The sequence below is a fragment of the Amylibacter marinus genome (assembly GCF_030160015.1).
In the GTDB taxonomy this organism is placed as follows: Bacteria; Pseudomonadota; Alphaproteobacteria; order Rhodobacterales; family Rhodobacteraceae; genus Amylibacter; species Amylibacter marinus.
In genome coordinates, this window is record NZ_BSNN01000002.1 from 463,969 (window position 1) to 487,748 (window position 23,780).

Genomic DNA, 23,780 nt, shown 5'->3' on the forward strand with positions numbered 1-23,780 from the left:
AGGTGGCAAAAATTAATATTTCCGCGTTGCTCTGCCTACCGAACACCGTATAACCGCCCCATGACACAGATAACTGCCTTGATTGTTGCAGCTGGCCGCGGAACCCGGGCCGGTGGAGCGACCCCAAAACAATACCGCCACCTTGCAGGGCAGAGCATCATTTCACGCAGCATTAATTGCCTTTTGGCGCATCCAGAAATCAGCAAGGTGAAATGCGTGATCAACCCGCTGGATCGTGATTTATACGACAAAGCAACGGAAAACATTACAGATACACGCCTTGGTGCACCTATTGACGGGGGGGCAACGCGCTCTGAAACCGTGCGCCTTGGCCTCTCACATGTGGATACAGAGGTGGTTTTAATTCACGACGGCGCACGCCCATTACTGCCCCTTGACGCGCTAGAGCGCCTGATCACAGCCCAAAATCATCACCGCGCGGCATTTCTGGCCCTGCCGGTAACGGATGCGCTTTGGCGCGTCAAAGACCAGGCAGCTGATGCTGCGATCACGCGCGACAATCTGTGGCGCGCCCAAACGCCACAGGCCTTCAGAACCGCAGATCTACGCAGCGCCTATCACCAAAACAACAGCGCAGCAGATGATGATGTGGCGATCATTCAGCGCGCAGGCCACAGCGCAGTGCCTATTTTAGGGGCAGAGCGGAATATCAAAATCACCCATCCAGAAGATTTTAGCCGCGCAGCAGCATTTATCGGAGACCGAATGGATATTAGAACCGGAATTGGGTATGATGTGCATGCCCTTGGGGAGGGAGATCACGTGATCCTAAATGGCATCTCAATCCCCCATTCACAGGCAATGATCGGGCATTCAGATGCGGATGTGGCCATGCATGCGCTGACGGATGCGCTATTTGGTGCCTTGGCCGAGGGGGATATTGGCCAATGGTTCCCCCCAGCTGACCCACAGTGGAAGGGCGCCTCTTCTGATATTTTCCTACGCAAAGCCATAGAGCGCGTGCATGCGCGCGGATTCCACATTTCAAATATGGATTGCACGATCATCTGCGAGATGCCCAAAATCGGCCCCCATGCCACTGCTATGCGCGAGAACCTTGCAAAAATCACAGGGGTCGATCTTGAACGCATAAGCGTGAAGGCCACCACCAGTGAGAAACTAGGATTTACAGGCCGAGGCGAAGGGATCGCCGCACAGGCCACAACAACATTGGTGAAGATATGACAAAACTAATAGCAACATGGTTTTATGCAGGCCTCATTCGTCCCGCCCCGGGCACGTGGGGTTCGCTTGCCGCCCTGCCCTTTGCGTGGGCAATGCTGTGGTTTGGGTTTGGGGTCTGGTGTTTGCTCTTGGCGAGCGCGCTGATCTTCTTATTAGGATGGTGGGCCACCTATGAGGAAACCAAGGGCAAGGCGGATCATGACCCCAGCGAGATCGTAATAGACGAGGTTGTCGGGCAATGGCTGGCCCTAATCCCCGTATTTGCGGGTGTGCACCTAGGAATGTCACTTTGGTTCAGCTTTGCACTGGGTTTCGGGCTGTTTCGTCTGTTTGACATTACCAAACCCTTTCCCGTTAGCTGGGCCGATCGAATGGATACTGCCCTTGGGGTGATGTTGGATGATGTGATTGCGGGCATTATGGCGGCCCTGTGCCTGTGGGGTGCGGGATTGGTTCTGGTCGGCATCCTAGGTTCTTGACTGGCCATCGATCTCTGCCATATTCACCATCATAATTAAGTGAGGTTGGGTATGACGAAATTTATTGCAACGTGGTTTTACATAGGGTTGCTGCCAAAAATGCCGGGGACGTGGGGGGCAATTGCAGCCCTGCCCTTTGCCTTTGTTATGTTGTGGCTTGGTTTTGGCTGGATTGATCTGTTAATCGTTACGGCCTTGGTGTTTGGCGCTGGTGTCTGGGCCATTGGGCGTGAAACCGTTGGGGTAAAGGATCCTGATCGCCCGATCTATGTGATTGACGAGGTTGCGGGCATGTGGATCGCCCTTTTGCCGATATTCTGGTTGAATTCCTCTGGAATGAGTTTCGCCACCACCCTTGAATCCGGATCGCAATGGGCAGGCATTTACCCATTACAAATATCCGTCGCATTGGGCCTGTTTCGGTTTTTTGATGTATTCAAACCATGGCCTTTGACACTGATCCAGCAACGTCCAACGGCCCTTGGGGTGATGATCGATGATTTCTTGGCAGGGGTTGTTACCGCGGCAACTCTTTTTGCGATGAATTTTGCGCTGTTTTATCTAGGTTTGAGCATTAGCTGATGATGGATTTAACGCCCGAAGAGCTGTTAGAAGCTGCGCGCGGCGCGGGCATACGCATTGCCACCGCCGAGAGCTGTACCGGAGGTATGATCAGCGCCGCGCTGACAGATATTGCTGGCTCATCCGATGTATTTGACGCGGGTTTTGTTACCTATTCAAATGACGCTAAGCACAGAATGCTGGGCGTATCTACCAAGACCCTTGGCCACTATGGCGCGGTATCCGAACAGGTTGCACAGCAAATGGCGATGGGCGCATTAACAAAATCCAATGCCACTATCGCTGTATCCGTCACAGGGATCGCAGGCCCTGGCGGATCTGAGCACAAGCCCGAAGGCCGCGTCTGTTTTGGGCTGGCCCAGATCAGCAAGCCCGTAATCAGCGAGACCGTAGAATTCGGTGCTTTGGGGCGCGCAGGCGTGCGCAGAGCAACGATGACCCATGCTCTAGGGCTGTTGGCATCCGCGATTTCAGCGGAATGAAAATTTGCAGACCGCATAGTAATTAGTCAAAAAAGCGATATTCGCCTATTTTTTCACCAAAAGATTACATCTGCTCATAAAATACACAGCAATTTTCAGGTATGCCCTTTTCCTACTCAATAAATATCGCGCATTTTGTCGAAAAAAAGAGGGATTTCCTATGAATGGTGCAGATACAGCATGGATCATCGTCGCGACGGCGCTGGTTCTCTTTATGACTTTGCCAGGTTTGGCATTATTTTACGGCGGCTTGGTACGTGCGCGCAATGTGCTTAGCGTCTTCATGCAATGTTTCGGCATTGCCTGCTTGATGTCGGTATTATGGTTGGCCTTTGGCTATTCCATCGCTTTTGGTGACGGTGGTCTATATTGGGGCGGCTTGGGCAAGATGTTCTTGTCTGGTGTCACCGCAGATACGCTAAGCGGCACAATCCCCGAGGTTCTGTTCTTTGCCTTCCAGATGACATTTGCGATAATTACGCCCGCCTTGATTGTTGGCGCCTATGTAGAGCGCATCAGCTTTGGCTTCGTTATGGCGTTTTCGGCGCTTTGGATGCTGTTGGTTTATGCACCTGTTACCCATTGGATTTGGGGCGGTGGTATGCTGTCGGGTGCCGAGGGTGCACTGTTTGAAAACGGCGTAAAAGATTTTGCTGGCGGAATCGTTGTGCATGAAACCGCTGGCTTGGCGGCCTTGGTTGTGGCCTGTGTACTTGGCCCGCGCATGAAGAAAAATGTACCCCCTCACAATCCTGGCTATGTGATGCTAGGTGCCGCGATGCTTTGGGTCGGTTGGTTTGGTTTTAATGGCGGATCGCAATTGGCTGCAGATGGTGGCGCGGCTATGGCCCTGACGGTCACCCATATTTCGGCGGCGACGGCATCGCTGACTTGGGCGCTATACGAGCGGATTAAATACGGCAAGGCATCACTGGTGGGTATGGTCACAGGCACGATCGCTGGTTTGGCCTCTATCACGCCAGCCTCTGGCTGGGTTAGCCCAGTAGAGGCGATGATGATCGGTGCCATCGCTGGCATTCTATGTCAGATCCTGTGTGGTGTGGTGAAAAACACCTTTAATATCGACGATACTTTGGATGTTTTCGCCGTGCACGGTGTAGGCGGTATTTTCGGTATCATCATGCTATCTGTATTTGGTTATGCAGGCTGGACAGAACAACTGGGAGCATTGGCTGTTGTTGGCATCTTTACTGTGGTTGTTTCTTATATCTTGGTCAAATTGGTGGCACTGGTCTTCCCAATCCGGGTATCCGAAGAAGACGAAATCAATGGTTTGGATCGCACATCCCACGGCGAACGTGCCTATGATATGGCATCCTAGGCCAAAAGATCATCCGCTTGGGTGATCAAATCTTCAAACACCTTGGTGACAGAGCGCGTTTCTGTCACCAAGCCCACCCCCTGGCCGGCCCATAGGGAAACAGCATCCCCACGCCCCTGATTTGCAGAGACCGCGCGCAGTGGCCCCGTAACAGGGTTCATTAATGGAAACGCCGCCATATCATCTACATCCGCCATATCCCGCGCGAATTGATTGACAATAGTGCGTGCACGGCGCCCAGAAAAGCCTTTGGAATACACGGTGTCATCGCCGCTGGCCGTTAAAATACTTTGCTTGTGTACATCGGGGCTGGCGCATTCTGAACAGGGTAGAAAGGCTGTACCGATCTGAACCCCCGAGGCCCCTAGCATCATCGCCGCTGCAATGCCGCGCCCATCGGCAATACCACCCGCCGCAATAATCGGCACATCCACCGCATCCACCATACGCGGAACCAAGGCCATGGTGCCCGCCACCTCTGCGATACCACGTTCGATGAACCACCCGCTATGGCCGCCGGCCTCGGCGCCTTGGGCGATGATGGCATCCGCGCCGCGCTGCTCTAACCACTGTGCCTCTTTTACTGATGTGGCCGAGGACAAGATGATGATACCCGCGGCCTTCAGGCGTTCGACCAAGTGGCTCTCCGGCAATCCGAAATGAAAACTGACGACATGCGGACGTAATTCAACCAGCATATCACAAGTCTGATCATCAAAGGATGGCTTGGCGATATGGGGTTTTATCTCGGGCCCCGCATCTAGGTTTTGGTACCAGCGCGTGATCACAGCCTGTGCTTCTGGCCCCATATCAAAGGGTTCGATAGGATTCTGATGCACAAAGAAATTGGCATTAAAGGGGCCCGCACCCGCATCAACCATCTGCGCGATATCTCTGCGTGCCGCATCCACCCCTTGTAGTGCAGTGCCCAGCGAACCAAGCCCCCCAGCGCGGGTCGCGGCCAATGCCATTGCAGGTGTGCTGGCGCCTGCCATAGGGGCCTGAATGATCGGGTATTCAATATTCAACAACTGGCTTAGGCGGGTGGTATTCCAAGGCATGGTTATCTCCGTGTGGTTTAGGAGGAATTTAGGACTTACCTTCACCATAGAGCTCTGCGGCACGGGTTTCAAATGCGCTGACAATACGCTGCATCGCCTCATTAAAGACAACACCTATCAAACCCTGTAGGATCTTTGACTTGAACTCAAAATCCACATGAAAATCGACTTCGCACCCGCCGTCAATATCGCTAAATTTCCAGTGATTGTTCAAATAGCGAAACGGCCCATCCAAGTATTCCACATCAATGGTTTGATCCATGGGGTGCAGGGTGACGCGTGATCCAAAACGCTCGCGGAAAACCTTGAATGCGATGACCAAATCCGCATCAAGGATTGTGCTATCGCCCTGATGGCGCTGCCCGCGCATCCGCGCCGCAGCACACCATGGCAAAAAATCAGGATATGAGCGAACATCAGCAATCAGATCAAACATCTGTTGCGCGCTATAGGGCATGTTTCTAATTTCGCTATGTGTCGGCATGTGGGCCTATCTATCAAATCCTACCCAAAGGTCACGCCCCATCTTGCCGCATCTGGATATTTTGTTAGGGTATGCCCATGGATCACAATAGTTATATCGTAGAGCCGATGATTTCGGCCAAATCAATTGCCGCCAGATGCGAAAGTTTGGCCGCGGAGATTTCGGAGTATTTTAAAGATAGTGAACAGCTGATTGTTGTGGGGTTGTTGCGCGGCTCATTTGTCTTTATTGCCGATTTGGCCCGCGAACTTGATCTGCCTGTCGAGGTCGATTTCCTAGAAACCTCGTCTTATGGCGATGGTATGGAAAGCACACGCGAGGTTCGCATCCTAAAAGACCTGCGCGGTGAAATCGCAGGGCGTGATGTTTTGGTGATCGAGGATATCGTCGATACTGGCCATACCCTGCATCACGTGATGAACCTGCTGAAATCCCGAGAGCCCGCGCGCCTAAAGGTCTGTGCATTACTGGATAAACCTTCGCGACGCGAGGTGGATATCTGTGCCGATTGGACGGGCTTTGAAATTCCTGATGAATTTGTAGTGGGATATGGCATTGATTACGGCCAGCGCAACCGCAACCTAGATCATATTGGCAAGGTTGTTTTCACATGAATCTGATGTGGTTGATGCGGATGAAACGCTGGGTGCAAAATCCGCCTTCCAAATCCAAAAAACGCCTAATAATCGGTGTAGTCCTGATCTGCGCCATACTTGTGGCAATAGAGAAAATACTCGGATGGCCCGAGATATTAACCCTCGATTCAAACGGATTTCGCAGAATACCCCGATTATAGCGGGTATTTTTGCCTTTTTTCCCAGTTAGCCCTTGATCAAAGGCCCTGAATGCTAGATGGGGCATGTTTCATAGACCTAGCGCTGATTAGCTTGACCCTTGGGCCACTGCACTAAAACGCGCACAACCCCACAGAAAGCTCTACATCATGCTAACAGGCACAGTAATTTGGTATAATCCCGTCAAAGGCATTGGGTTCATCAACCCAGACCAAGGCGGCGATGATGCCTTTATCCACATGAAATACCTAAAAGAGACCGGCCTTAAACAGGTAAAGGAAGGCGATCGCCTAACCTATGAAATGCGCGAGGATCCTAAAACTGGGAAAAGCGCTGCCGCAAATATGACCGTGTTGAAGGCCGGCGATGCGGCCCTATTAACCGGTGGCAAGCCCAAGATTAAATCCAAAGCTGAAAAACCTGCCAAACGCCCAGAAAAACCAAAGTCTGATGCTTCTGCGTTTGGCAAACTGGGATTAGACCCAGAGATCGTTAAGGCGCTGGGCTTTATGGGCTATAGTGACCCGACCCCTATTCAACAGCAAGCGATCCCGCATGTTCTGAATGGCAAGGATCTGGTTGGCCTTGCTCAAACCGGCACAGGGAAAACCGCGGCCTTTACCCTGCCGCTTATCCAGCAATTGTTGCTAAAGCCAGAAGCGCTGAAAAAACGCTCTGCGCGGGCCTTGATCCTATCACCGACCCGCGAGTTGGCCATGCAAATCCATGACGCCCTGCGCGATTACGGCAAGCGTCTACCATTGAATTTCACCCATGCCATCGGTGGCGCCCCCATTCGCCGCCAAATGCGCGACCTTGAAAAGGGTGTTGATATTCTCGTAGCTACACCTGGTCGTTTGGAGGATTTGGTTGCCCAAAAGGGTTTGCGCCTTGATGAAACCAAGTTCTTGGTGTTGGACGAAGCGGATCAGATGCTGGACATCGGGTTCCTGCCCGCCGTGAAACGCATCATCACCCAGATCAGCAAGGAACGCCAAACATTGCTGTTCTCGGCCACCATGTCCAAGGAAATTCACAAGCTGACAGAGCAATACCTGACCGATCCGGCTCAGGTCTCGGTGACCCCTGAAAACTCTACGGTGGATAAAATCGAGCAAAGCTTGATGCATTTGACCAAACAGAACAAAGGTCTGGCCCTTGAGCGCATTGTAAAGGCCAACCCCAAAAAGCGCATTATCGTCTTTTCACGTACAAAACATGGATCCGACAAAATGGTGAAATGGTTGGGCACCCAGGACATCAAGGCCGATGCTATCCACGGCAATAAATCCCAAGGTCAGCGGCAACGTGCATTGGACGATTTTAAAAAAGGTAAAACCTATGTTCTGATTGCCACGGATATTGCTGCGCGCGGCATCGACATTCCGGGAATCGAGCTGGTTATCAACTATGACCTGCCCAATGTACCAGAAGCCTATGTTCACCGTATCGGCCGTACCGCACGCGCCGGTGCCGAGGGGCGCGCAATTGCATTTTGTGCACCAGATGAACACAAGCAACTGTGGGATATCGAAAAATTGATTGATGGCGATATCCCGATTGCACATATGGATGGATTGACCGAAGAGATGATCCCCACATTTGAAAAACCAGCACCACGGCGCCGTGGTGGGCGCAGCAACCCCAAGCGCGGCTCTGGCCCGCGCATGGGTGGCCCAAAGGGTGGCGCTAAGAAAAAAGGTGGCAACCGCCCCCCAAGACGCAAGTAACGGGCTGTACAGCATCGCAAGTATTGATAGGGTCTCTGTGTAATACACGGGGACCCTATGGCGTTTAAGATCACGAATTCGCAGGCGCGCGCACTTTGGCTATCGACCAATGGATTGGGGGCTGCTCCAACTGGGCCATTAGATGTGGCAAAGATGATCCGTAATTTAGGCTTTGTTCAGCTGGACACCATTCAGGTAGTTTCGCGTGCCCATCACCATATATTGTGGAGCCGTAATCAGAACTACCGAGAGGCGATGTTTGATCCCCTGTATCGTGAACAGCGCGCGATTTTCGAGCATTTCACCCATGATGCCTCGGTTATCCCTATGGATTTCCTGCCAATGTGGCAACGACAGTTCAACCGCAAGCGCATCCAAATAGAGGGCTACAGCAGTTTTAAAAAACGCCCCGATACCGAAGGACGCGCAGACATAAAAGCACGCATTGCTGCCGAGGGCGCTCTCTCCACGCATGCCTTTAGCAGCAAGATTGAGGGCGAGAAAAAGATGTGGGCGCGCCCTCCACACAAACAGGCGTTGGATTACATGTGGTATGCGGGCGAGCTGGCCACCTGCTATCGCGAAAACTTCACCAAATATTATAATCTGGCCGAGCGGGTCTTCCCAAAACATCTGCGCGAGATCGAATTGTCGGATTCGGAACAAATTGATTGGCTGTGTAGGGCCGCATTGGATCGCCTGAGCTTTGCCAACACCGGTGAAATCCAAAGGTTCTGGGACGCGATGAGCGCAATTGAGGCCCGAGCTTGGGCCAAGACCGCATCCTTTACGCCTGTACAGGTACAAGGGGCTGATGGGACTTGGCTGGATGCACTTGGCACGCCTGATATAGAGGCGCGAATTGCCGCCCTGCCCGCGCCCAGCACGCGTCTGCGCATCATCAATCCCTTTGATCCCGCCACGCGTGATCGCAAAAGACTAGAGCGCTTATTTGGGTTTGAATATCGGATTGAGATGTTTGTTCCGGCGGCCAAGCGGCGCTGGGGATATTACGTCTACCCCCTGCTCGAGGGCAATCGTTTCGTTGGGCGGATCGAGGTTAAGGCCGAGCGTGCCAAGGATCATATGATCGTTCTGAACCTTTGGCGTGAGGCAGGAATCAAATGGTCCACCCCCCGCGCAAATAGATTAGAGGCAGAACTGGCCCGCTTTGCGCGCTTGGCAGGGGTATCAAAAATTAAATGGGCCTGTGACAGTACCCCCAAGGTCTAGGAGCCTAGCTTTTCCAATCGTGCAGCGCGAAGCCGCGCGAAATCATCGCCCGCATGATAGCTAGAGCGTGTCAAAGGCGTGGCAGAAACCATCAAGAACCCCTTGTTATAGGCGGTTTTTTCATAGGCTGCGAATTCATCCGGTGTGACAAACCGGTCAACCGCATGGTGTTTTGGGGTGGGTTGCAAATATTGCCCGATGGTCAGAAAATCGATATCAGCAGCACGCATATCTTCCATCACCTGAACCACCGATTGCTTGTTCTCTCCAAGGCCGACCATGATGCCCGATTTGGTAAACATGCTGGGGTCGATCTCTTTGACCCGCTGCAACAGGCGCAACGAGTGGAAATAGCGCGCGCCGGGGCGTACCTCTGGGTATAGGCCGGGTACGGTCTCTAGGTTATGGTTAAACACATCGGGCTTGGCCTCTACCACCATCTCTAGGGCGCTGTCGTCACAGCGGATGAAATCTGGGGTAAGAATTTCAATTGTGGTCTGCGGGCTTTGCTTGCGTACGGCACGAATGGTTTGGGCAAAATGCTCTGCCCCGCCATCGGCGATATCATCGCGATCAACAGAGGTGATCACCACATGATTTAGCCCCAGTTTCTTTACCGCCGCCGCGACGCGGCCCGGCTCAAAAATATCCAAATCTTCGGGTGGCTTTCCCGTCGCAATGTTACAAAAGGTACAGGCACGGGTACAGACCCCCCCCATAATCATCATGGTGGCATGACCCTGCGACCAACACTCGCCCACATTAGGGCACCCAGCCTCTTCACAAACTGTGACCAGATTATTGTCGCGCATGATGTTACGGGTTTTGTTATAGCCCTCGGACACTGGCGCCTTAACACGAATCCAATCTGGCTTCTTGGGCTGTGGATTATCTGGCTTATGCGCCTTTTCGGGGTGGCGTTCTGCCGGAATAGTAATATCGCGCATATTCTGTCCTTACTGCTGGGCTACGGGTCGCGCCTTTGCTGGTTTTATAGCAAGTTCGAAGGCCTGTTTAAAGCCCTGTTCCAAGACTGTGAACCAAGGCGCCTTTATCCCGATTGATCGACGTACCAGACCAATTTTTCGGCTTGGTTGCCGCCCTGAAAAACGCATCACCTGTAAATCAGCTGTTGCCCGCAGCTCGTTTGCCACGGCGATTTCTGGCACCAAGGTAAACCCAAACCCCGCAGAAGCCAACCCACACAGGGTCGTCAGTGAAGAAGCGCGCAAATCGATCGGTGTACTGGGGGCAATACCACAAGCCGCCAAGGCCTGATCGGCCAAGCAATGGCCGTCATCCAGCAACAGCAATTGATCTGGGCGAATTTCCGAGGGCCTCAAGCGGGTTTGGGGCAATTCGGCCAAGGCCTGTGGTCGCCCTGCTAGGAAAAAATGATCGGTAATCAGCGGTGTTTCGATCACGCCATCTACCAGACTGGGCAAGGCGATTACTACCGCATCCAGCTTGCCACGTTCTAACTCTGATAACAAAATATCTGTCTGGGCCTCTCTAATACCCAACTCCATCCCGATATTTTGCGCCCGGATAAGTGGTAGAAAATGCGGCAATACATAGGGCGCAATGGTGGGAATAAGACCGATGCGCAGCTCTGCTGGCATGGTCATGGACAGGCGCGCCACCTGTTCTATATCACGCACCTCTGCCAATACGTTTTTCGCACGCGCTAGAACGTCTCGCCCCGTGGCCGTCAGGGTAATACCACGAGGATTACGTTCTACCAATGTGGCACCTAGCGTGCGTTCAAGCTCTTTGATTTGTTGTGACAGGGCAGATTGCGTTACATGCACAGATTCCGCCGCATGGGCAAAATGGCGGTGCTTTGCCAGTGCCGATAAATATGTCAATTGTCTTAGGGTAATAGCCATAAGTTTTTCTAATTGAAATTCACAATAAATACAATTTCCAATAATCAAAAATTTGCGGATAATCGCCCTAGAAATCTTAACCTGAGGAGACACCCATGTCCGATTCTACCCCTGCAGGCAAATGCCCTGTAATGCACGCCGCTGGTGGCGGCAGATCCAACCGCGATTGGTGGCCAGAGGCGCTAAATTTGAATATTTTGCATCAGAACACCGCCCAAGCAAACCCGATGAGCGACGATTTTGACTATGCAGCAGAATTTGCCAAGTTGGATTTGGATGCCCTTAAAAAAGACCTGACTGATTTGATGACTGACAGCCAGGATTGGTGGCCTGCGGATTATGGCCATTATGGTGGTCTGTTTATACGTTTAGCATGGCATTCAGCCGGTACATATCGTACCGCCGATGGCCGCGGTGGCGCGCGCTCTGGTACCCAGCGCTTCGCCCCCTTGAACAGCTGGCCTGACAATGTGAATTTGGACAAAGGTCGCCGTCTGCTTTGGCCATTAAAACAAAAATACGGCAACAGCATTTCATGGGCTGATTTGATGATCTTGGCCGGGAATGTGGCCCTTGAAAGCATGGGCTTCAAGACATTTGGTTTCGCAGGTGGGCGTGCGGATGTCTACGAACCAGAGCAAGATATTTACTGGGGCACCGAAGAGGGCTGGCTGGAAGACAATCGCTATTCAGGCGAGCGCGATTTGGAAAACCCATTGGCCGCCGTGCAGATGGGCTTGATCTATGTGAACCCAGAGGGGCCGAACGGCAATCCTGATCCGAAACTCTCTGGTCTGGATATCCGCGATACCTTTGGTCGCATGGCAATGAACGACGAGGAAACAGTTGCCTTGGTGGCCGGTGGTCACACATTTGGCAAGGCCCACGGCGCTGGTGATCCATCACTGGTTGGTGCCGATCCAGAGGCGGCCCCTATCGAACAACAGGGCTTTGGTTGGAAAAATGGTCATGGCACCGGCAAAGGTGTGGATACCATCGGCAGCGGCATCGAAGGCGCATGGACAGCCAACCCAACCCAGTGGGATATGGGATATTTTGATGTCTTGTTCGGATACGAATGGGCCCTAACCAAAAGCCCAGCCGGCGCGCAAATCTGGCATGCGGTTGATCTAAAGGACGAAGATCACGCACCAGAGGTGGATGGCTCTGGCAAGAAGGTTCCATTGATGATGACAACGGCTGATATGGCCCTGCGTATGGATCCAGCATACGAGGCGATCGCACGTCGTTTTCATCAAAACCCAGATGAATTTGCCGATGCCTTTGCGCGCGCATGGTTCAAGCTGACCCACCGTGATATGGGGCCAAAAGCTCTGTACCTTGGGTCAGAAGTACCAGCCGAGGACCTGATCTGGCAGGACATTATTCCGCCCTGCGACCATGCGTTGATTGATGAAACCGATGCACAGGCGCTAAAGGCAGAGATTATGGCATCTGATCTGACCGTGTCAGAATTGGTCTCTGCGGCATGGGCCTCGGCCTCTACCTACCGTGGTTCTGATCTACGCGGTGGCGCCAATGGTGCGCGCGTACGTTTGGCGCCACAAAAAGATTGGGCGGCGAATAACCCTGCACAATTGGCCAAGGTTTTGGATGTGCTTGGCGCTATCCAAGCGAGCTTTGCCAAAACCGTGTCTCTGGCCGATTTGATCGTGCTGGCAGGGAATGCCGCAGTTGAGAAGGCCGCCAAGGATGGGGGCCATGAAATCACCCTGCCCTTCACCGCTGGTCGTATGGATGCCACGGCCGAGCAAACCGATGTAGAGAGCTTTGCGGTTATGGAACCACTTAGTGATGGGTTCCGCAACTATGCGGCGCGCTCATTTAACGTAGCCCCCGAGCACCTGTTGGTAGACCGTGCGCAACTGTTGACCCTGAACGCACCTGAAATGTCTGTGTTAGTTGCGGGTCTGCGGGTCTTGGGTGCCAATACGGATGGGTCAGACAACGGTGTATTCACCACACGCAAAGGCACGCTGAGCAATGATTTCTTCGTTAACCTGTTGGATATGGCAACAGAATGGAAACCTGCCAGCAAGACCACATTCGACGGCTTTGATCGCGACAGCGGTCAGAAAAAATGGTCTGCGACGCGCACCGATTTGGTCTTTGGATCGAATTCCCAATTGCGCGCCATTGCAGAGACCTATGCCCAGTCTGATGGCGAGGCCCGCTTTGTGGCTGATTTCGCCAAAGCTTGGGTAAAGGTGATGGAGCTGGATCGCGTCGATATCGCCTAATTCACATAAACATGGGGGCCATCTCTGCAAGGGGTGGCCCTTTTTCTATGCGCTTGCTAGGGTTTTAACACGACAAATAACAACCCTACCCCACAGCCCATCCATTTGCGGAGCGCAGAATGATAACCCCAGTGGCAGATATGGTCGCCGCGGCAAATGCCGAGATCACAACAATCAGCACCACTCAGGCGCAGACATATCTGGCTCAGCCGGATTACCTTTTTATTGATATTCGCGACCCGCGCGAATTGGCCCGCAGCGGCAAGATACCCAACGCCTTTTCCTGCCCTCGCGGGATGCTGGAATTTTGGATCGACCCCGCCAGCCCTTATCACAAAGAGATTTTCGCCCGCGATGCAACCTTTGTTTTCTATTGCGCCAGCGCTTGGCGGTCAGCCCTTGCAACCAAGGCGGCCCAAGATATGGGGTTAAAAAACGTATGCCATATTAAAGGCGGGTTTTCGGCATGGGCCAAAGCAGGCATGCCCATTGCTTCACCATCTTGATCTATCAAAGTAGCCGTGACTACAGTATAAGGGGCTAAAGATACTCTAAATGACTACGCCAAAAGAAAGAAATACAATGAAATTCCTGCCCTCTGCCCTTGTTTGTACCGCATTGCTAAGCGGCTGTGTAACCGTACAATTTGAAACGGAATTTGAAGATGCCGACAATGATGTCACCGCGCAATCCGCAAGTGGTGGTGCCGCGACCTTGGCACAGTTGATCAACAAAAATCGCGCCGCCGCCGGCCTGAATACCCTGTCTCAGATCAAAACGTTGAACAATGCCTCCTTGGCTCATGCAACCGATATGAATAACAACGGGTTTTTCTCACATACCGGCAGTGATGGCTCTAACAGCACAAGCCGTATCGAGGCCTATGGGTTTGATGGCTGTTTCTATGCTGAAAACATCGCCAAAGGCCAAGGCTCGGCAGCACGGGTGATGTCCGATTGGATGGAATCAGCCGGCCACAGGCGCAATGTTCTAGCACCCGAGGCCCGTTATATGGGCACCAGTCTGGTTAACGGCCATTGGGTCGCCACTTTTTCAGCACCCTGTTAGGTGCTGAAAGCTTCTACATATGAATGACCTTGCCATAGGCATCTAGCACGCTTTCATGCATCATTTCAGAGAGGGTCGGATGTGGGAACACTGTGTTCATCAGATCCTCTTCTGTGGTTTCCAGCTGACGCCCAACCACATAGCCTTGAATCAGCTCGGTGACCTCTGCCCCCACCATATGCGCACCCAGCAATTCACCGGTTTTCGCGTCAAAGATGGTTTTGATCATTCCCTCGGCCTCGCCTAATGCAATTGCCTTGCCGTTACCAATAAACGGGAAACGCCCCACCTTAATATCAAAGCCTTTTTCCTTGGCTGCGGCCTCGGTATAGCCCACAGATGCGACCTGAGGATGGCAATAGGTACACCCGGCAATGCTTTCTGGTTTAACGGCATGTGGCTTTTTACCGGCGATCAATTCGGCCACCATGACGCCCTCGTGCGAGGCCTTGTGCGCTAGCCAAGGCGGGGCCGCCAAATCGCCAATGGCAAAAATGCCCTCGACATTGGTGCGACAGTAGGGGTCAGTAACCACATGACTGCGATCCTCTTTGATTTTCAGCGCCTCTAGTCCAAGATTTTCGACATTGCCAACAATCCCAACCGCAGAAATCACAGTGTCGAATTCTTGCTTTTCAATCTTCCCATTGGCCTCGATATGGGCGACTACCTTGTCTGCTTGGCGATCCAGCTTCTTGACCATGGTTTTTTCCATGATATTCATACCTTGCTTTACGAATTGCTTACGCGCAAAGGCGGAAATTTCAGCATCCTCTACAGGCAGAACCCGCTCCATCACCTCGACCACGGTGGTATCCGCCCCAAGCGTGTTATAAAAGCTGGCGAATTCAATACCAATCGCACCTGATCCAATCACCAACAGCTTTTTAGGCATATGCGGCGGATTCAAGGCCTGTTTATAGGTCCATACCCTTTTGCCATCGGCCTCTAGGCCTGGTAATTCGCGCGCGCGCGCACCTGTGGCCAGAACAATATTCTTGCCGCTAAGCTCTTCGCTGCCTTTCTCAGTTTTCACCGAGACCTTATTTTTAGCGATTAATGTTGCCTCACCCATGATCGTGGTGATCTTGTTTTTCTTCAACAGATGCGTCACACCAGAGCTGAGCTGTTTGGCCACCCCACGAGAGCGGTTAACAACCGCATCCAGATCGTAATCGATCCCATCTGCTTTTAGGCCAAATTCTTTGGCGCGCTGCATCAAATGAAACACCTCAGAAGAGCGCAACAGCGCCTTGGTTGGAATGCATCCCCAATTCAAACAGATGCCGCCTACGTGCTCGCGCTCAATCACCGCGACCTTTAGGCCCAATTGCGCGCCACGAATAGCGGCAACATAGCCCCCAGGGCCTGCGCCAATGACGATCATATCATAGTTAGTTGCCATAGCATCCTCGAATTAGTTTAGTATTGAACTATTTCTAATATGCCTGATATTCACAGCTTTGACAAGCACCCTAGCCGGCAGTTTCTGATTGCACCTGTTTGACAATTTGGCCGTAGCCGCCCTCATCCAGAAATTGCTGTTCTTCTGGGGTTGTTTCGCGCCCCATCGCCGCATTTCGAAACGGAAAACGACCAAATTTTGCAATAATCGCGCGGTGCGCACGCGCATGTAGCGCATTGTCCATTGGCTTTGCGCGTTCTAGCGTAAGGGCAATTCCGCGATCTTGGTCATCCAAATCTTCTGAATGCATAAATGGCAGATAGTAAAAGTTCTGGGCATTTTTTGCACAAAGCAGATCATGATCATCTCTAATTGCTGCATTGGCGATATCGCGCGCCAATGCATCGGTGGCGAATGATTTGGCATCTCCGCGGTACATATTTCGCGAGAATTGATCCAGCAATATCAGCAAGGCCAAAGATCCATCCGCCGTATCCGCCCATGTGGAGAGCTCTGCATTTGCCGCACGCTTATGTAGCCCAGCAAAGCGCTCGATAATCTGCGCATCCACCGCATCGCTTTGCACGAACCAATCCTTTTGATCGACCTCTTCAAACCAATAGTCGAGAACCGAGGCGATCTCTTGATCTTGTAATTCCAATGCTGCCTCCTCTTCCAGGGCCATTTCAATAGCATATTCCTGTGCCACCTCTACGGCCACCGGCGAGGCCGTAGGCAAAACCGGCGCATAGGCCGAGGTTTCCTCGATTGGCACCGAAGCACGCTGCGATATCCGATAGGTTGCATAGCCGCCCATCAATATCATATTCGCACCAATAAACCAAAAGAAACTGTTCGCCCCAAGATTCGTCAACATCCACCCAACAATCGTTGGGCCAGAAATCGACCCCAGACCCGTGATAAAGATTAGCCCACCCGAAGCAGAGGCCATGTCATCGTGATCCAGAAAATCATTGGTATAGGCAATAAACAGAGAATACAGCGGGTTAGAAACACCCCCTGTGACGAATGCCACAGCCAACAACCAGAAAAAGTGGTTCGATACACCAATAGACAGCGTAAACATCGCTCCAACCGCGCAAATCAATATGATCAACAACCGCCGATCCATACGATCCGATAGCCAACCAATGGGAAATTGCAACACGATCCCACCGATATATATCGCAGCCACAAACAGCGAGATATCACCAACTGACAGCCCCCTCTCTGTGCCGAAGACTGATGCCATCCCAAACATCGCCGAAAACACCGCCCCAATCAGGAAATGCCCAACCACCCCCAGCGGCGACACCTTCCACAAATGCGCAAAACTCATCCTTTTGGATGTTTGGAATGCTGGCGCGGGGGAAACCGACAACAAAATGGGGGCAAAGGACAGAGAGACAACCACAGAAATCAGAATAAACAGCGTATAACCAGAAGGATCAGCAAAATTCAGCAGAGCCTGCGCCAGAACAATCCCCAGCATCTGTACCACCACATAGATCGACAGGGTCTGACCACGGTTTTCATTGGTTGCCGCATCGTTTAGCCAACTTTCGGCCACAACATAGATCCCGGAAAAGCAAAACCCGACCACAAGGCGCAAGAAGAACCAGAAGAATTCATTTGGCCATGCTGCAAAAAGAATTAAACAGGCCGAAACCAACGATGCAAGGGCTGCAAACACCCGCACATGCCCCACGCGCCGGATCAATTTTGGCGTCATGGTCGAGCCCCCAAGAAACCCAACAAAATACCCCGTCATCACCCAAGACATAGTTTGGGGTGACATGCCCTCAATGGCGCCGCGGATCCCCAGCAACGTCCCCTGCAGGCCATTTCCCAACATCAACAACATCATGCCAAACAGGAGGGCCCAAGAATTTTTTATTACCGAAAACATGTGATTATCCGATCTAAGTTAATACGTGCTTGTAGGATATTGTGGCAAAACCGTTGGCCAATTGACGACACTATAGGGGTCGTTTTTATTCTATGGAATTAACAAAGAGCTATCCCCATACGAAAAGAACCGATAGCCGCGATTGATCGCACTTTGATAGTTTGATCTTAGCTGATCTGTTCCAATCAGCGCCGCAACCAGCATCAACAACGTTGATTTGGGAAGATGGAAATTGGTGATCAATCCAGAAGTGATCTGAAACTCAAATCCTGGGGTGATGAAAATATCCGTATCTCCAACCCAAGGCTTAATCCCCCCCCCTTGGGCGGCGGTTTCGATCAGACGCAGTGCGGTGGTGCCCACCGGAATTATGCGGCCGCCATCTGCCTTGGTCTGGGCGATCTCTGCGGCAGCACTGGCGCTGACCTCGCCCCATTCGGCGTGCATTTTGTGATCCTGAATATCATCAACCTTAACCGGTAGGAACGTCCCTGCCCCCACGTGCAATGTTACCTTGGTCTGTTGAACCCCCATGGCCGCTAAATTATCCAGCAACGGTTGATCAAAATGCAGCGAGGCCGTGGGAGCCGCCACGGCACCTGTGCGGCGCGCAAATACCGTTTGATAATCTTGGGCATCCTGTTGATCCACGGCGCGTTGTGCCGCGATATAAGGCGGCAGGGGCATATTCCCACAGGCCAAAAGGGCCGCATCAAAATCTGCGCCCTGTTGGTTAAATTCCAGAACCAGCCCTTGGGGCGATTTTTCCAGAACCTGCGCGCGTAAATCAGCGCTAAATTCGATGGTCTCGCCCACGTTCACCCGCTTGGCTGGTTTGGCCAATGCTAGCCAATTCCCCTGAGCATTCAGCGACAACAGGTTCACCCCAATTTGCGCACGCGTTTCGCCCATATCAGATTGGCGTATACGCTGACCCGAAAGATGCGAGGGGATCACCTTGGTATCATTTAGCACCAGCCGATCTCCTGGGCGTAGATAATGGGCGATATTGTCAAATTGGTCATGGCTACGCTGCCCAGATTGGCTGACCAATAGGCGCGCGGCCGTGCGCGGCACCGCAGGGCGCAATGCGATCAATTCGTTTGGCAATTCAAAATCAAAATCAGACAGTTTCATACCGGCGCTCATGGGCTTATTGACAGGTAAAATCAAGTAGTCATTCTTTGGCTGGAGCAGGTATTTTTTGTCGGAAAATTTCTCGAAAACCACCAGGCGTTAGGATGGACAATGGATTTACCCGAATTTTCGGATCCGCCACCGGCCCCTTCATGCGATAAACGAAACTAAACAAGCCCTCGCCGCGGTCTCGCCCAAACAACTTGCCCGCGGTGCGCTCGAATATCCCGTTTACCCCATAAATCGGGGTAATAACCCCTTCAAAATTCACCGAGTGGGTTTTGAAGGTATACCACCCCCCAAGGGTCAGACCCATCGAAGGCCCTACAAGGGATACATCGATCAGCTGAACGCCCTCGGGGCGCAGGCGCGCCTGCCCACGCGCAGAGCTAAAGGCGATGCCCTCACCATCTAGTTTTTGCATCAACCCGACCAAGCTGACGGCATCTAACAGCCCCGTAACACCGCTGCTATGTACCATCCGAAAGGTTTTGACCGCGAAATGTATCGCATAGACATCTTTCTCGGTAGTTGGATCAATCGCCAGCGTCATCTGGCCGTTGCGAATATTTTCCAACAGGCCGGCCGCGCGCAGAATTGACCCAGCATCCCCTGCATTAATTTCAATCCGCGTTAGGCCGGTTTTCGCGCGCCTAAATACTTTGCCTGAAATTTTGGAACGCCCGTTAACCTGAGCAGTAAATGTGCCCCTGGGCGAGCCACTGCGGTCTATATCCGCCCGAAATGAAGTAAGTGATAGCGTATCCGTTAGGCGCAGGCGATTTAGCTCGATACGCAATGGCCCTGCGCGCGTGCCCGACGCCCCGCCCAGATCCAGCTGGCGGAAATCGATGCTGCCGCCCGAAATCGTCGTTTTTGCACTTGGGCCTTTGCCTTGGATCTTCACCGAGGTATCGAACCAACGGCCTATTTTCAGCTTGGAAAACTTGGCCGCTTTAAAGGAGCCATCCCTGCCCAATTCTAAGGCGCCCTGCGCACGCAGATCGTTGCCCTCTAGGGCAATGTTATCAATTGTAATTGGTGTGCTTAATGCCCCTGAAACCAGCAGGTTTCCTTTGGATTTTTGTGGCTTTACCCATCCAAGTGATGGAATGCGAAGCCGGGCACCCCGCAAGACGGATGATAATTTGAAGCGCGCAACCTGATTAGGGGTAAGGCTCACCTCTACCATAGCGGGCGTTTCGCCTGAGAAGCTCCCCTTTGGCAGGTCAATATCAAAGGTATCAAGCGCGTGCTGGTCGATATTTAGATCGGCCGTAAGATAGCTTTGGCGGCTGGGATTATCTGTAAATGCCTGAGACCAATCAAAGCGCGCAACCAGCCCATCCAAGGCAGCATCCCCCGATAAGGTCATGCCATTTTGAGTGGCAACCAACGCCACACGCTCTGCATTTAGCTGGCGGTCAACAATCAGCTCCTCACTGTACAAATCTGTGATGTCGCCTTGAATATCGAATTCAACACTGCCCTTTTCGGGTTTGCGCACCAAGGGCAACCGGAACCACCCCGCCACATCTACTTGACCTACTGCTACATCGGGGCTTTTACCGATCTTGTTGATGAACTGGAATTTTTCGGAATCTAAAATTTCCAGCGAAGATTGCAAGCTGCCTTTTGCCATGATGTTGATGGCACCAATTGCTGGGCGGTCTTGAATATTCGGTATATGAAACTGTGTACCATCCAGATCCACGGTTTCACCGCTGGCAGTTTCGATATGGCCTTGATCCAGATCCAGCGTCAGGGTTGATGTCGTTAAATGCCCGCGACCCTGTGCATTAATCAAAGGGGCAACGGTTTGCACCACACTCACCTCGCCATCCTGAATGGCAAATTTGAAATCCAGCTCTGGCTGCCCCCACAGGCGCTGAAAGCGGCCATGAAAATCCACCATCGATCCGCTGTGCAGGTTTTTGTCCAGCCAATTGCGGGTTTTGGGAATGGCCTTTTTCGGCCAGAGGTTTAACAGCTGGCGATGGCTTAGCTGATCAACGCGAATATTCAGTGCGGAATTCCAAGCACCGTCCTTGGCCCACACATCGCCAGAAAACGCCAATGTGCTATTATCTAAATTGGCCACCGCCTGGGTCAGCGACACCCTCAATGGATCGAATTTAACTTCAAGATCCACAGAATTATCCATTAACATCAATGGGTTTTCAAAGGTTTCGGTATCCGAGATGGTGATTTGGTCTAAATCCGCACGCAACCTCATGCCCAGAACCCCGCCAGAGGGCGCACGGCGCAAATCTGCAACGGCCTCGCCCGAAACCTGCCCAAGGCTGGTATCCAAACTTAGCCCCGTAAGCGCCAACTTATCCTCCTTTTGATCATAAGAGAAATAGGTCTTGGCATTTTTGAAACTGGCACCGACATTTTCTGAGGTTTCGCGCAGCTGACCCGCCCCCAAATCCAGCACACCTGACAGAGATGTTAACGCCGTGTCCTCGCCCAGCTCTACCACGATTGATGCCGAGACATCCGCCTGTAGATTGCGCAGCCAATCCAGCGCCGGAATTTGATTGGCCAAGTCGATCGGGTTGGCATCTTCGAATTTAAAGGTCAGATTTGTTAGAGGATCGCCGGTGGTACGCCGCGCAGATACCCGCACCAAGGTTGTTTTATCTTCGTTGGATTTCATTTCGAACCCAGCGCCTACATTCAACTCATGCCCCTCGATTCGGGCCTCTAATGTGCCATTTTCTAGGATATAGTCATTATCCGTTATATCATCGCGATATAACAATCGGGCATCCGTTACGGCGATATTCGTGGCATTTCGGGCAATGGGCAACGCCAATACCTGATCCATTACAACATCAATGGATTGATCAAATCCGCCCCCCTGACCGGCGGAAAACTCTTCGAAGTTAAACTGACCATTAGCATCGCGGTGTAGATAAATCGTTGCACCATCCAGACGTAGTGCACCCTTTTCGCCAATACGCCCCAAGCCCAACAAGAGCGCAAGGTCGCTTCGGATTTCCCCAAGGCGCAACACCGCCTGCCCAGATAGATCCCGCAGCACCACATCCTGTGCCACAAGCTCGGGATTCAGAAATCCGCGCCCCTTGCTAAGACCATGCTGGCCGATTTCAATCTGATGATTGGGCAAATACTCTTGCATTTTTGTCTGTGCAAATTCGAGACTAACAGGCACAGAAAAAACCCGCTTCTCTGGGCCAAAGTGTAAAACAGACGCCAGTAACACAGGTATGGCCAGCACAACCATCACAGACTTCATGAAAAAGGAGATCAACACCTTTGACTTGAGGTTGCCCTTGGGGCGTGGCGCTTTGGGTTCTGCGGACATCTAATCCCTTTTGATTTCGTTTGGCCTGCGTCAATTCTATATTGAGCGCGCCGCCAAAACTCTATAGCCAAAGGATAAATTAAAACGAGGGATTTGGGAAATCATGATCAAAGTTGGTGAAAAAGCGCCCATTTTCAGCCTGCCAGATGCCTCTGGTCAGACGATACAGCCATCGGAAACCGGGCGCGGGTATATATTATTCTTCTATCCGCGTGATAATACAAGCGGCTGTACCAAAGAGGCCATCGGGTTTTCAGAACAGCTACAGACCTTTGCTGATCTTGGCTTTGACATCTATGGAATTTCCAAAGACAGTATCAAAAGCCATGCGCGTTTCGTAGAAAAGCAGGATCTGAGTGTGTCCCTTTTATCCGACGAGCATGACACGCTGTGTGAAACCTTTGGCGTGTGGAAGGAAAAATCTATGTATGGCAAAACATTCATGGGTATCGAGCGCTCTACGTTTTTAATCATGGCCAATGGCACAATTGCAAACATCTGGCGCAAGGTTCGCGTGAAAGACCATGTAGAGGCCGTGCTAGACGCCGCCAAGGCAGTGTAATGGCGACCCTTTGCGAATTGGCCATGGGGGTTTTAACCACCGCAGATGGGCGCGAGAAGGCCGCCAAGTCCCATGCCGCCGCCAAGATGTGGTTTGCATCTATCGAGGCAGGACAGCCCCTAGAAATCGGGGAGGCCAAGCCCCCCTTGCGCCCCGCGCGCCCCGCACAGCCAGAATTGCTAAGCCCACGCGATATGCCAAAGCGCAAGCCAGGGTCACCCAAGGGGCGCAGCGCCCTGTTGCACGCGATCGCCCATATCGAGCTGAACGCCATTGACCTACACTGGGATATCATCCCGCGCTTTGCTCATGTGCCCTTGCCAAGGGGATTTTATGATGATTGGGTCAAGGCCGCAGACGAAGAGTCAAAACATTTCAATTTGCTCTGTGATCGCCTGGAAGCTATGGGAAGTCACTATGGCGCCCTGCCCGCACACGAGGGTCTGTGGCAGGCCGCCATTGATACCGCCAACGATTTTATGGGCCGGCTGGCAATTGTACCAATGGTTCTAGAAGCCCGCGGATTGGATGTAACACCCGCAATGATTGATTTGTTTAAATCAGTTGGCGACGAGGAAACCGTTTCAACCCTAGAGATAATTTATGCAGAAGAAGTGGGCCATGTTGCCTATGGTTCAAAATGGTTCCATTTCATGTGTGGGCGTGAAAATATCGACCCCAAAGAAAATTTTCATGCGCTGGTTGATAAATACTTTACATCCAAACTGCGCCCACCCTTTAATGATGAGAAACGTGCCGAGGCCGGCCTACCGTTGGATTTCTATTGGCCGATTGCCGTAACCTAGCGCCAGAACCCCAGAT

Annotated in this window: 21 protein-coding genes; 13 read left to right on the forward strand and 8 right to left on the reverse strand. The window is 52.2% G+C overall.

Annotated features, from left to right (window positions below; genetic code table 11):
- Positions 1-60: 60 nt before the first annotated feature.
- The 5 genes from QQL62_RS03105 to QQL62_RS03125 all read left to right on the forward strand — a co-directional run bounded on the left by QQL62_RS03105 (position 61) and on the right by QQL62_RS03125 (position 4,091).
- The gene (locus QQL62_RS03105) at positions 61-1,206 is read left to right on the forward strand and encodes a bifunctional 2-C-methyl-D-erythritol 4-phosphate cytidylyltransferase/2-C-methyl-D-erythritol 2,4-cyclodiphosphate synthase (protein WP_284376077.1); all 1,146 of its coding nucleotides are present in this window, start codon (positions 61-63) and stop codon (positions 1,204-1,206) included.
- Positions 1,203-1,685, forward strand: a complete 483-nt coding sequence (locus tag QQL62_RS03110) for a phosphatidylglycerophosphatase A family protein (RefSeq protein ID WP_284376078.1) — start codon at positions 1,203-1,205, stop codon at positions 1,683-1,685. The genes QQL62_RS03105 and QQL62_RS03110 overlap by 4 nt, the downstream gene beginning before the upstream one ends.
- 51 nt (positions 1,686-1,736) lie before the next feature.
- Positions 1,737-2,267, forward strand: a complete 531-nt coding sequence (locus QQL62_RS03115) for a phosphatidylglycerophosphatase A family protein (RefSeq protein ID WP_284376079.1) — start codon at positions 1,737-1,739, stop codon at positions 2,265-2,267.
- Positions 2,267-2,749: a CinA family protein gene (locus QQL62_RS03120; protein ID WP_284376080.1), complete on the forward strand. Its 483-nt coding sequence runs from the start codon at positions 2,267-2,269 to the stop codon at positions 2,747-2,749. Before QQL62_RS03115 ends, QQL62_RS03120 begins: the two co-directional genes overlap by 1 nt.
- 160 nt (positions 2,750-2,909) lie before the next feature.
- Complete coding sequence (locus QQL62_RS03125) at positions 2,910-4,091, forward strand: ammonium transporter (RefSeq protein WP_284376082.1); 1,182 nt, start codon at positions 2,910-2,912, stop codon at positions 4,089-4,091.
- Here QQL62_RS03125 and QQL62_RS03130 read toward each other — a convergent pair.
- Positions 4,088-5,152 carry an NAD(P)H-dependent flavin oxidoreductase gene (locus tag QQL62_RS03130; RefSeq protein ID WP_284376083.1) on the reverse strand — a complete coding sequence of 355 codons (1,065 nt, stop codon included), beginning with the start codon at positions 5,150-5,152 and terminating at the stop codon, positions 4,088-4,090. The genes QQL62_RS03125 and QQL62_RS03130 overlap by 4 nt on opposite strands.
- Before the next feature lie 28 nt (positions 5,153-5,180).
- A complete protein-coding gene (locus QQL62_RS03135; protein ID WP_284376084.1) occupies positions 5,181-5,636 on the reverse strand; it encodes a type II toxin-antitoxin system RatA family toxin in 456 nt (151 codons plus the stop codon).
- A gap of 77 nt (positions 5,637-5,713) precedes the next feature.
- Between QQL62_RS03135 and hpt the strand changes: the two genes are divergently transcribed.
- The 3 genes from hpt to QQL62_RS03150 all read left to right on the forward strand — a co-directional run bounded on the left by hpt (position 5,714) and on the right by QQL62_RS03150 (position 9,393).
- Entirely contained in the window at positions 5,714-6,250 is a 537-nt protein-coding gene (gene hpt / locus QQL62_RS03140) for a hypoxanthine phosphoribosyltransferase (RefSeq protein ID WP_284376085.1), read from the forward strand.
- 329 nt (positions 6,251-6,579) lie between these two features.
- Positions 6,580-8,160, forward strand: coding sequence for a DEAD/DEAH box helicase (locus QQL62_RS03145; RefSeq protein WP_284376086.1), 1,581 nt, complete (start codon positions 6,580-6,582; stop codon positions 8,158-8,160).
- Between the two features lie 57 nt (positions 8,161-8,217).
- Positions 8,218-9,393: a winged helix-turn-helix domain-containing protein gene (locus QQL62_RS03150; protein WP_284376087.1), complete on the forward strand. Its 1,176-nt coding sequence runs from the start codon at positions 8,218-8,220 to the stop codon at positions 9,391-9,393.
- Here the strand turns inward: QQL62_RS03150 and lipA are convergent.
- A complete protein-coding gene (gene lipA / locus QQL62_RS03155) occupies positions 9,390-10,340 on the reverse strand; it encodes a lipoyl synthase (RefSeq protein ID WP_284376088.1) in 951 nt (316 codons plus the stop codon). The genes QQL62_RS03150 and lipA overlap by 4 nt on opposite strands.
- Positions 10,341-10,349: 9 nt before the next feature.
- Positions 10,350-11,282 carry a LysR substrate-binding domain-containing protein gene (locus tag QQL62_RS03160; protein ID WP_284376089.1) on the reverse strand — a complete coding sequence of 311 codons (933 nt, stop codon included), beginning with the start codon at positions 11,280-11,282 and terminating at the stop codon, positions 10,350-10,352.
- Positions 11,283-11,377: 95 nt separating this feature from the next.
- Between QQL62_RS03160 and katG the strand changes: the two genes are divergently transcribed.
- The 3 genes from katG to QQL62_RS03175 all read left to right on the forward strand — a co-directional run bounded on the left by katG (position 11,378) and on the right by QQL62_RS03175 (position 14,611).
- On the forward strand, positions 11,378-13,543 hold the full coding sequence (gene katG / locus QQL62_RS03165) for a catalase/peroxidase HPI (protein ID WP_284376090.1): 2,166 nt from the start codon (positions 11,378-11,380) through the stop codon (positions 13,541-13,543).
- A gap of 119 nt (positions 13,544-13,662) precedes the next feature.
- Complete coding sequence (locus tag QQL62_RS03170) at positions 13,663-14,049, forward strand: rhodanese-like domain-containing protein (protein ID WP_284376091.1); 387 nt, start codon at positions 13,663-13,665, stop codon at positions 14,047-14,049.
- A gap of 49 nt (positions 14,050-14,098) precedes the next feature.
- Entirely contained in the window at positions 14,099-14,611 is a 513-nt protein-coding gene (locus QQL62_RS03175; protein WP_284376092.1) for a CAP domain-containing protein, read from the forward strand.
- Between the two features lie 13 nt (positions 14,612-14,624).
- Here the strand turns inward: QQL62_RS03175 and lpdA are convergent, their stop codons facing one another.
- The 4 genes from lpdA to QQL62_RS03200 form a co-directional block, all read right to left on the reverse strand.
- Entirely contained in the window at positions 14,625-16,016 is a 1,392-nt protein-coding gene (lpdA, locus tag QQL62_RS03180; RefSeq protein WP_284376093.1) for a dihydrolipoyl dehydrogenase, read from the reverse strand.
- A 70-nt stretch (positions 16,017-16,086) separates the two neighbouring features.
- Positions 16,087-17,925: a DUF924 family protein gene (locus QQL62_RS03190; RefSeq protein ID WP_348520652.1), complete on the reverse strand. Its 1,839-nt coding sequence runs from the start codon at positions 17,923-17,925 to the stop codon at positions 16,087-16,089.
- Between the two features lie 90 nt (positions 17,926-18,015).
- On the reverse strand, positions 18,016-19,062 hold the full coding sequence (gene queA / locus QQL62_RS03195) for a tRNA preQ1(34) S-adenosylmethionine ribosyltransferase-isomerase QueA (protein ID WP_284376094.1): 1,047 nt from the start codon (positions 19,060-19,062) through the stop codon (positions 18,016-18,018).
- A gap of 40 nt (positions 19,063-19,102) precedes the next feature.
- The gene (locus QQL62_RS03200; RefSeq protein ID WP_284376095.1) at positions 19,103-22,396 is read right to left on the reverse strand and encodes a YhdP family protein; all 3,294 of its coding nucleotides are present in this window, start codon (positions 22,394-22,396) and stop codon (positions 19,103-19,105) included.
- A 103-nt stretch (positions 22,397-22,499) separates the two neighbouring features.
- On the opposite strand from QQL62_RS03200, the gene QQL62_RS03205 reads away from it, so the two are divergent.
- Complete coding sequence (locus QQL62_RS03205; RefSeq protein WP_284376096.1) at positions 22,500-22,958, forward strand: peroxiredoxin; 459 nt, start codon at positions 22,500-22,502, stop codon at positions 22,956-22,958.
- Entirely contained in the window at positions 22,958-23,764 is an 807-nt protein-coding gene (locus QQL62_RS03210) for a ferritin-like domain-containing protein (protein ID WP_284376097.1), read from the forward strand. Before QQL62_RS03205 ends, QQL62_RS03210 begins: the two co-directional genes overlap by 1 nt.
- The last annotated feature ends 16 nt before the right edge of the window (positions 23,765-23,780 follow it).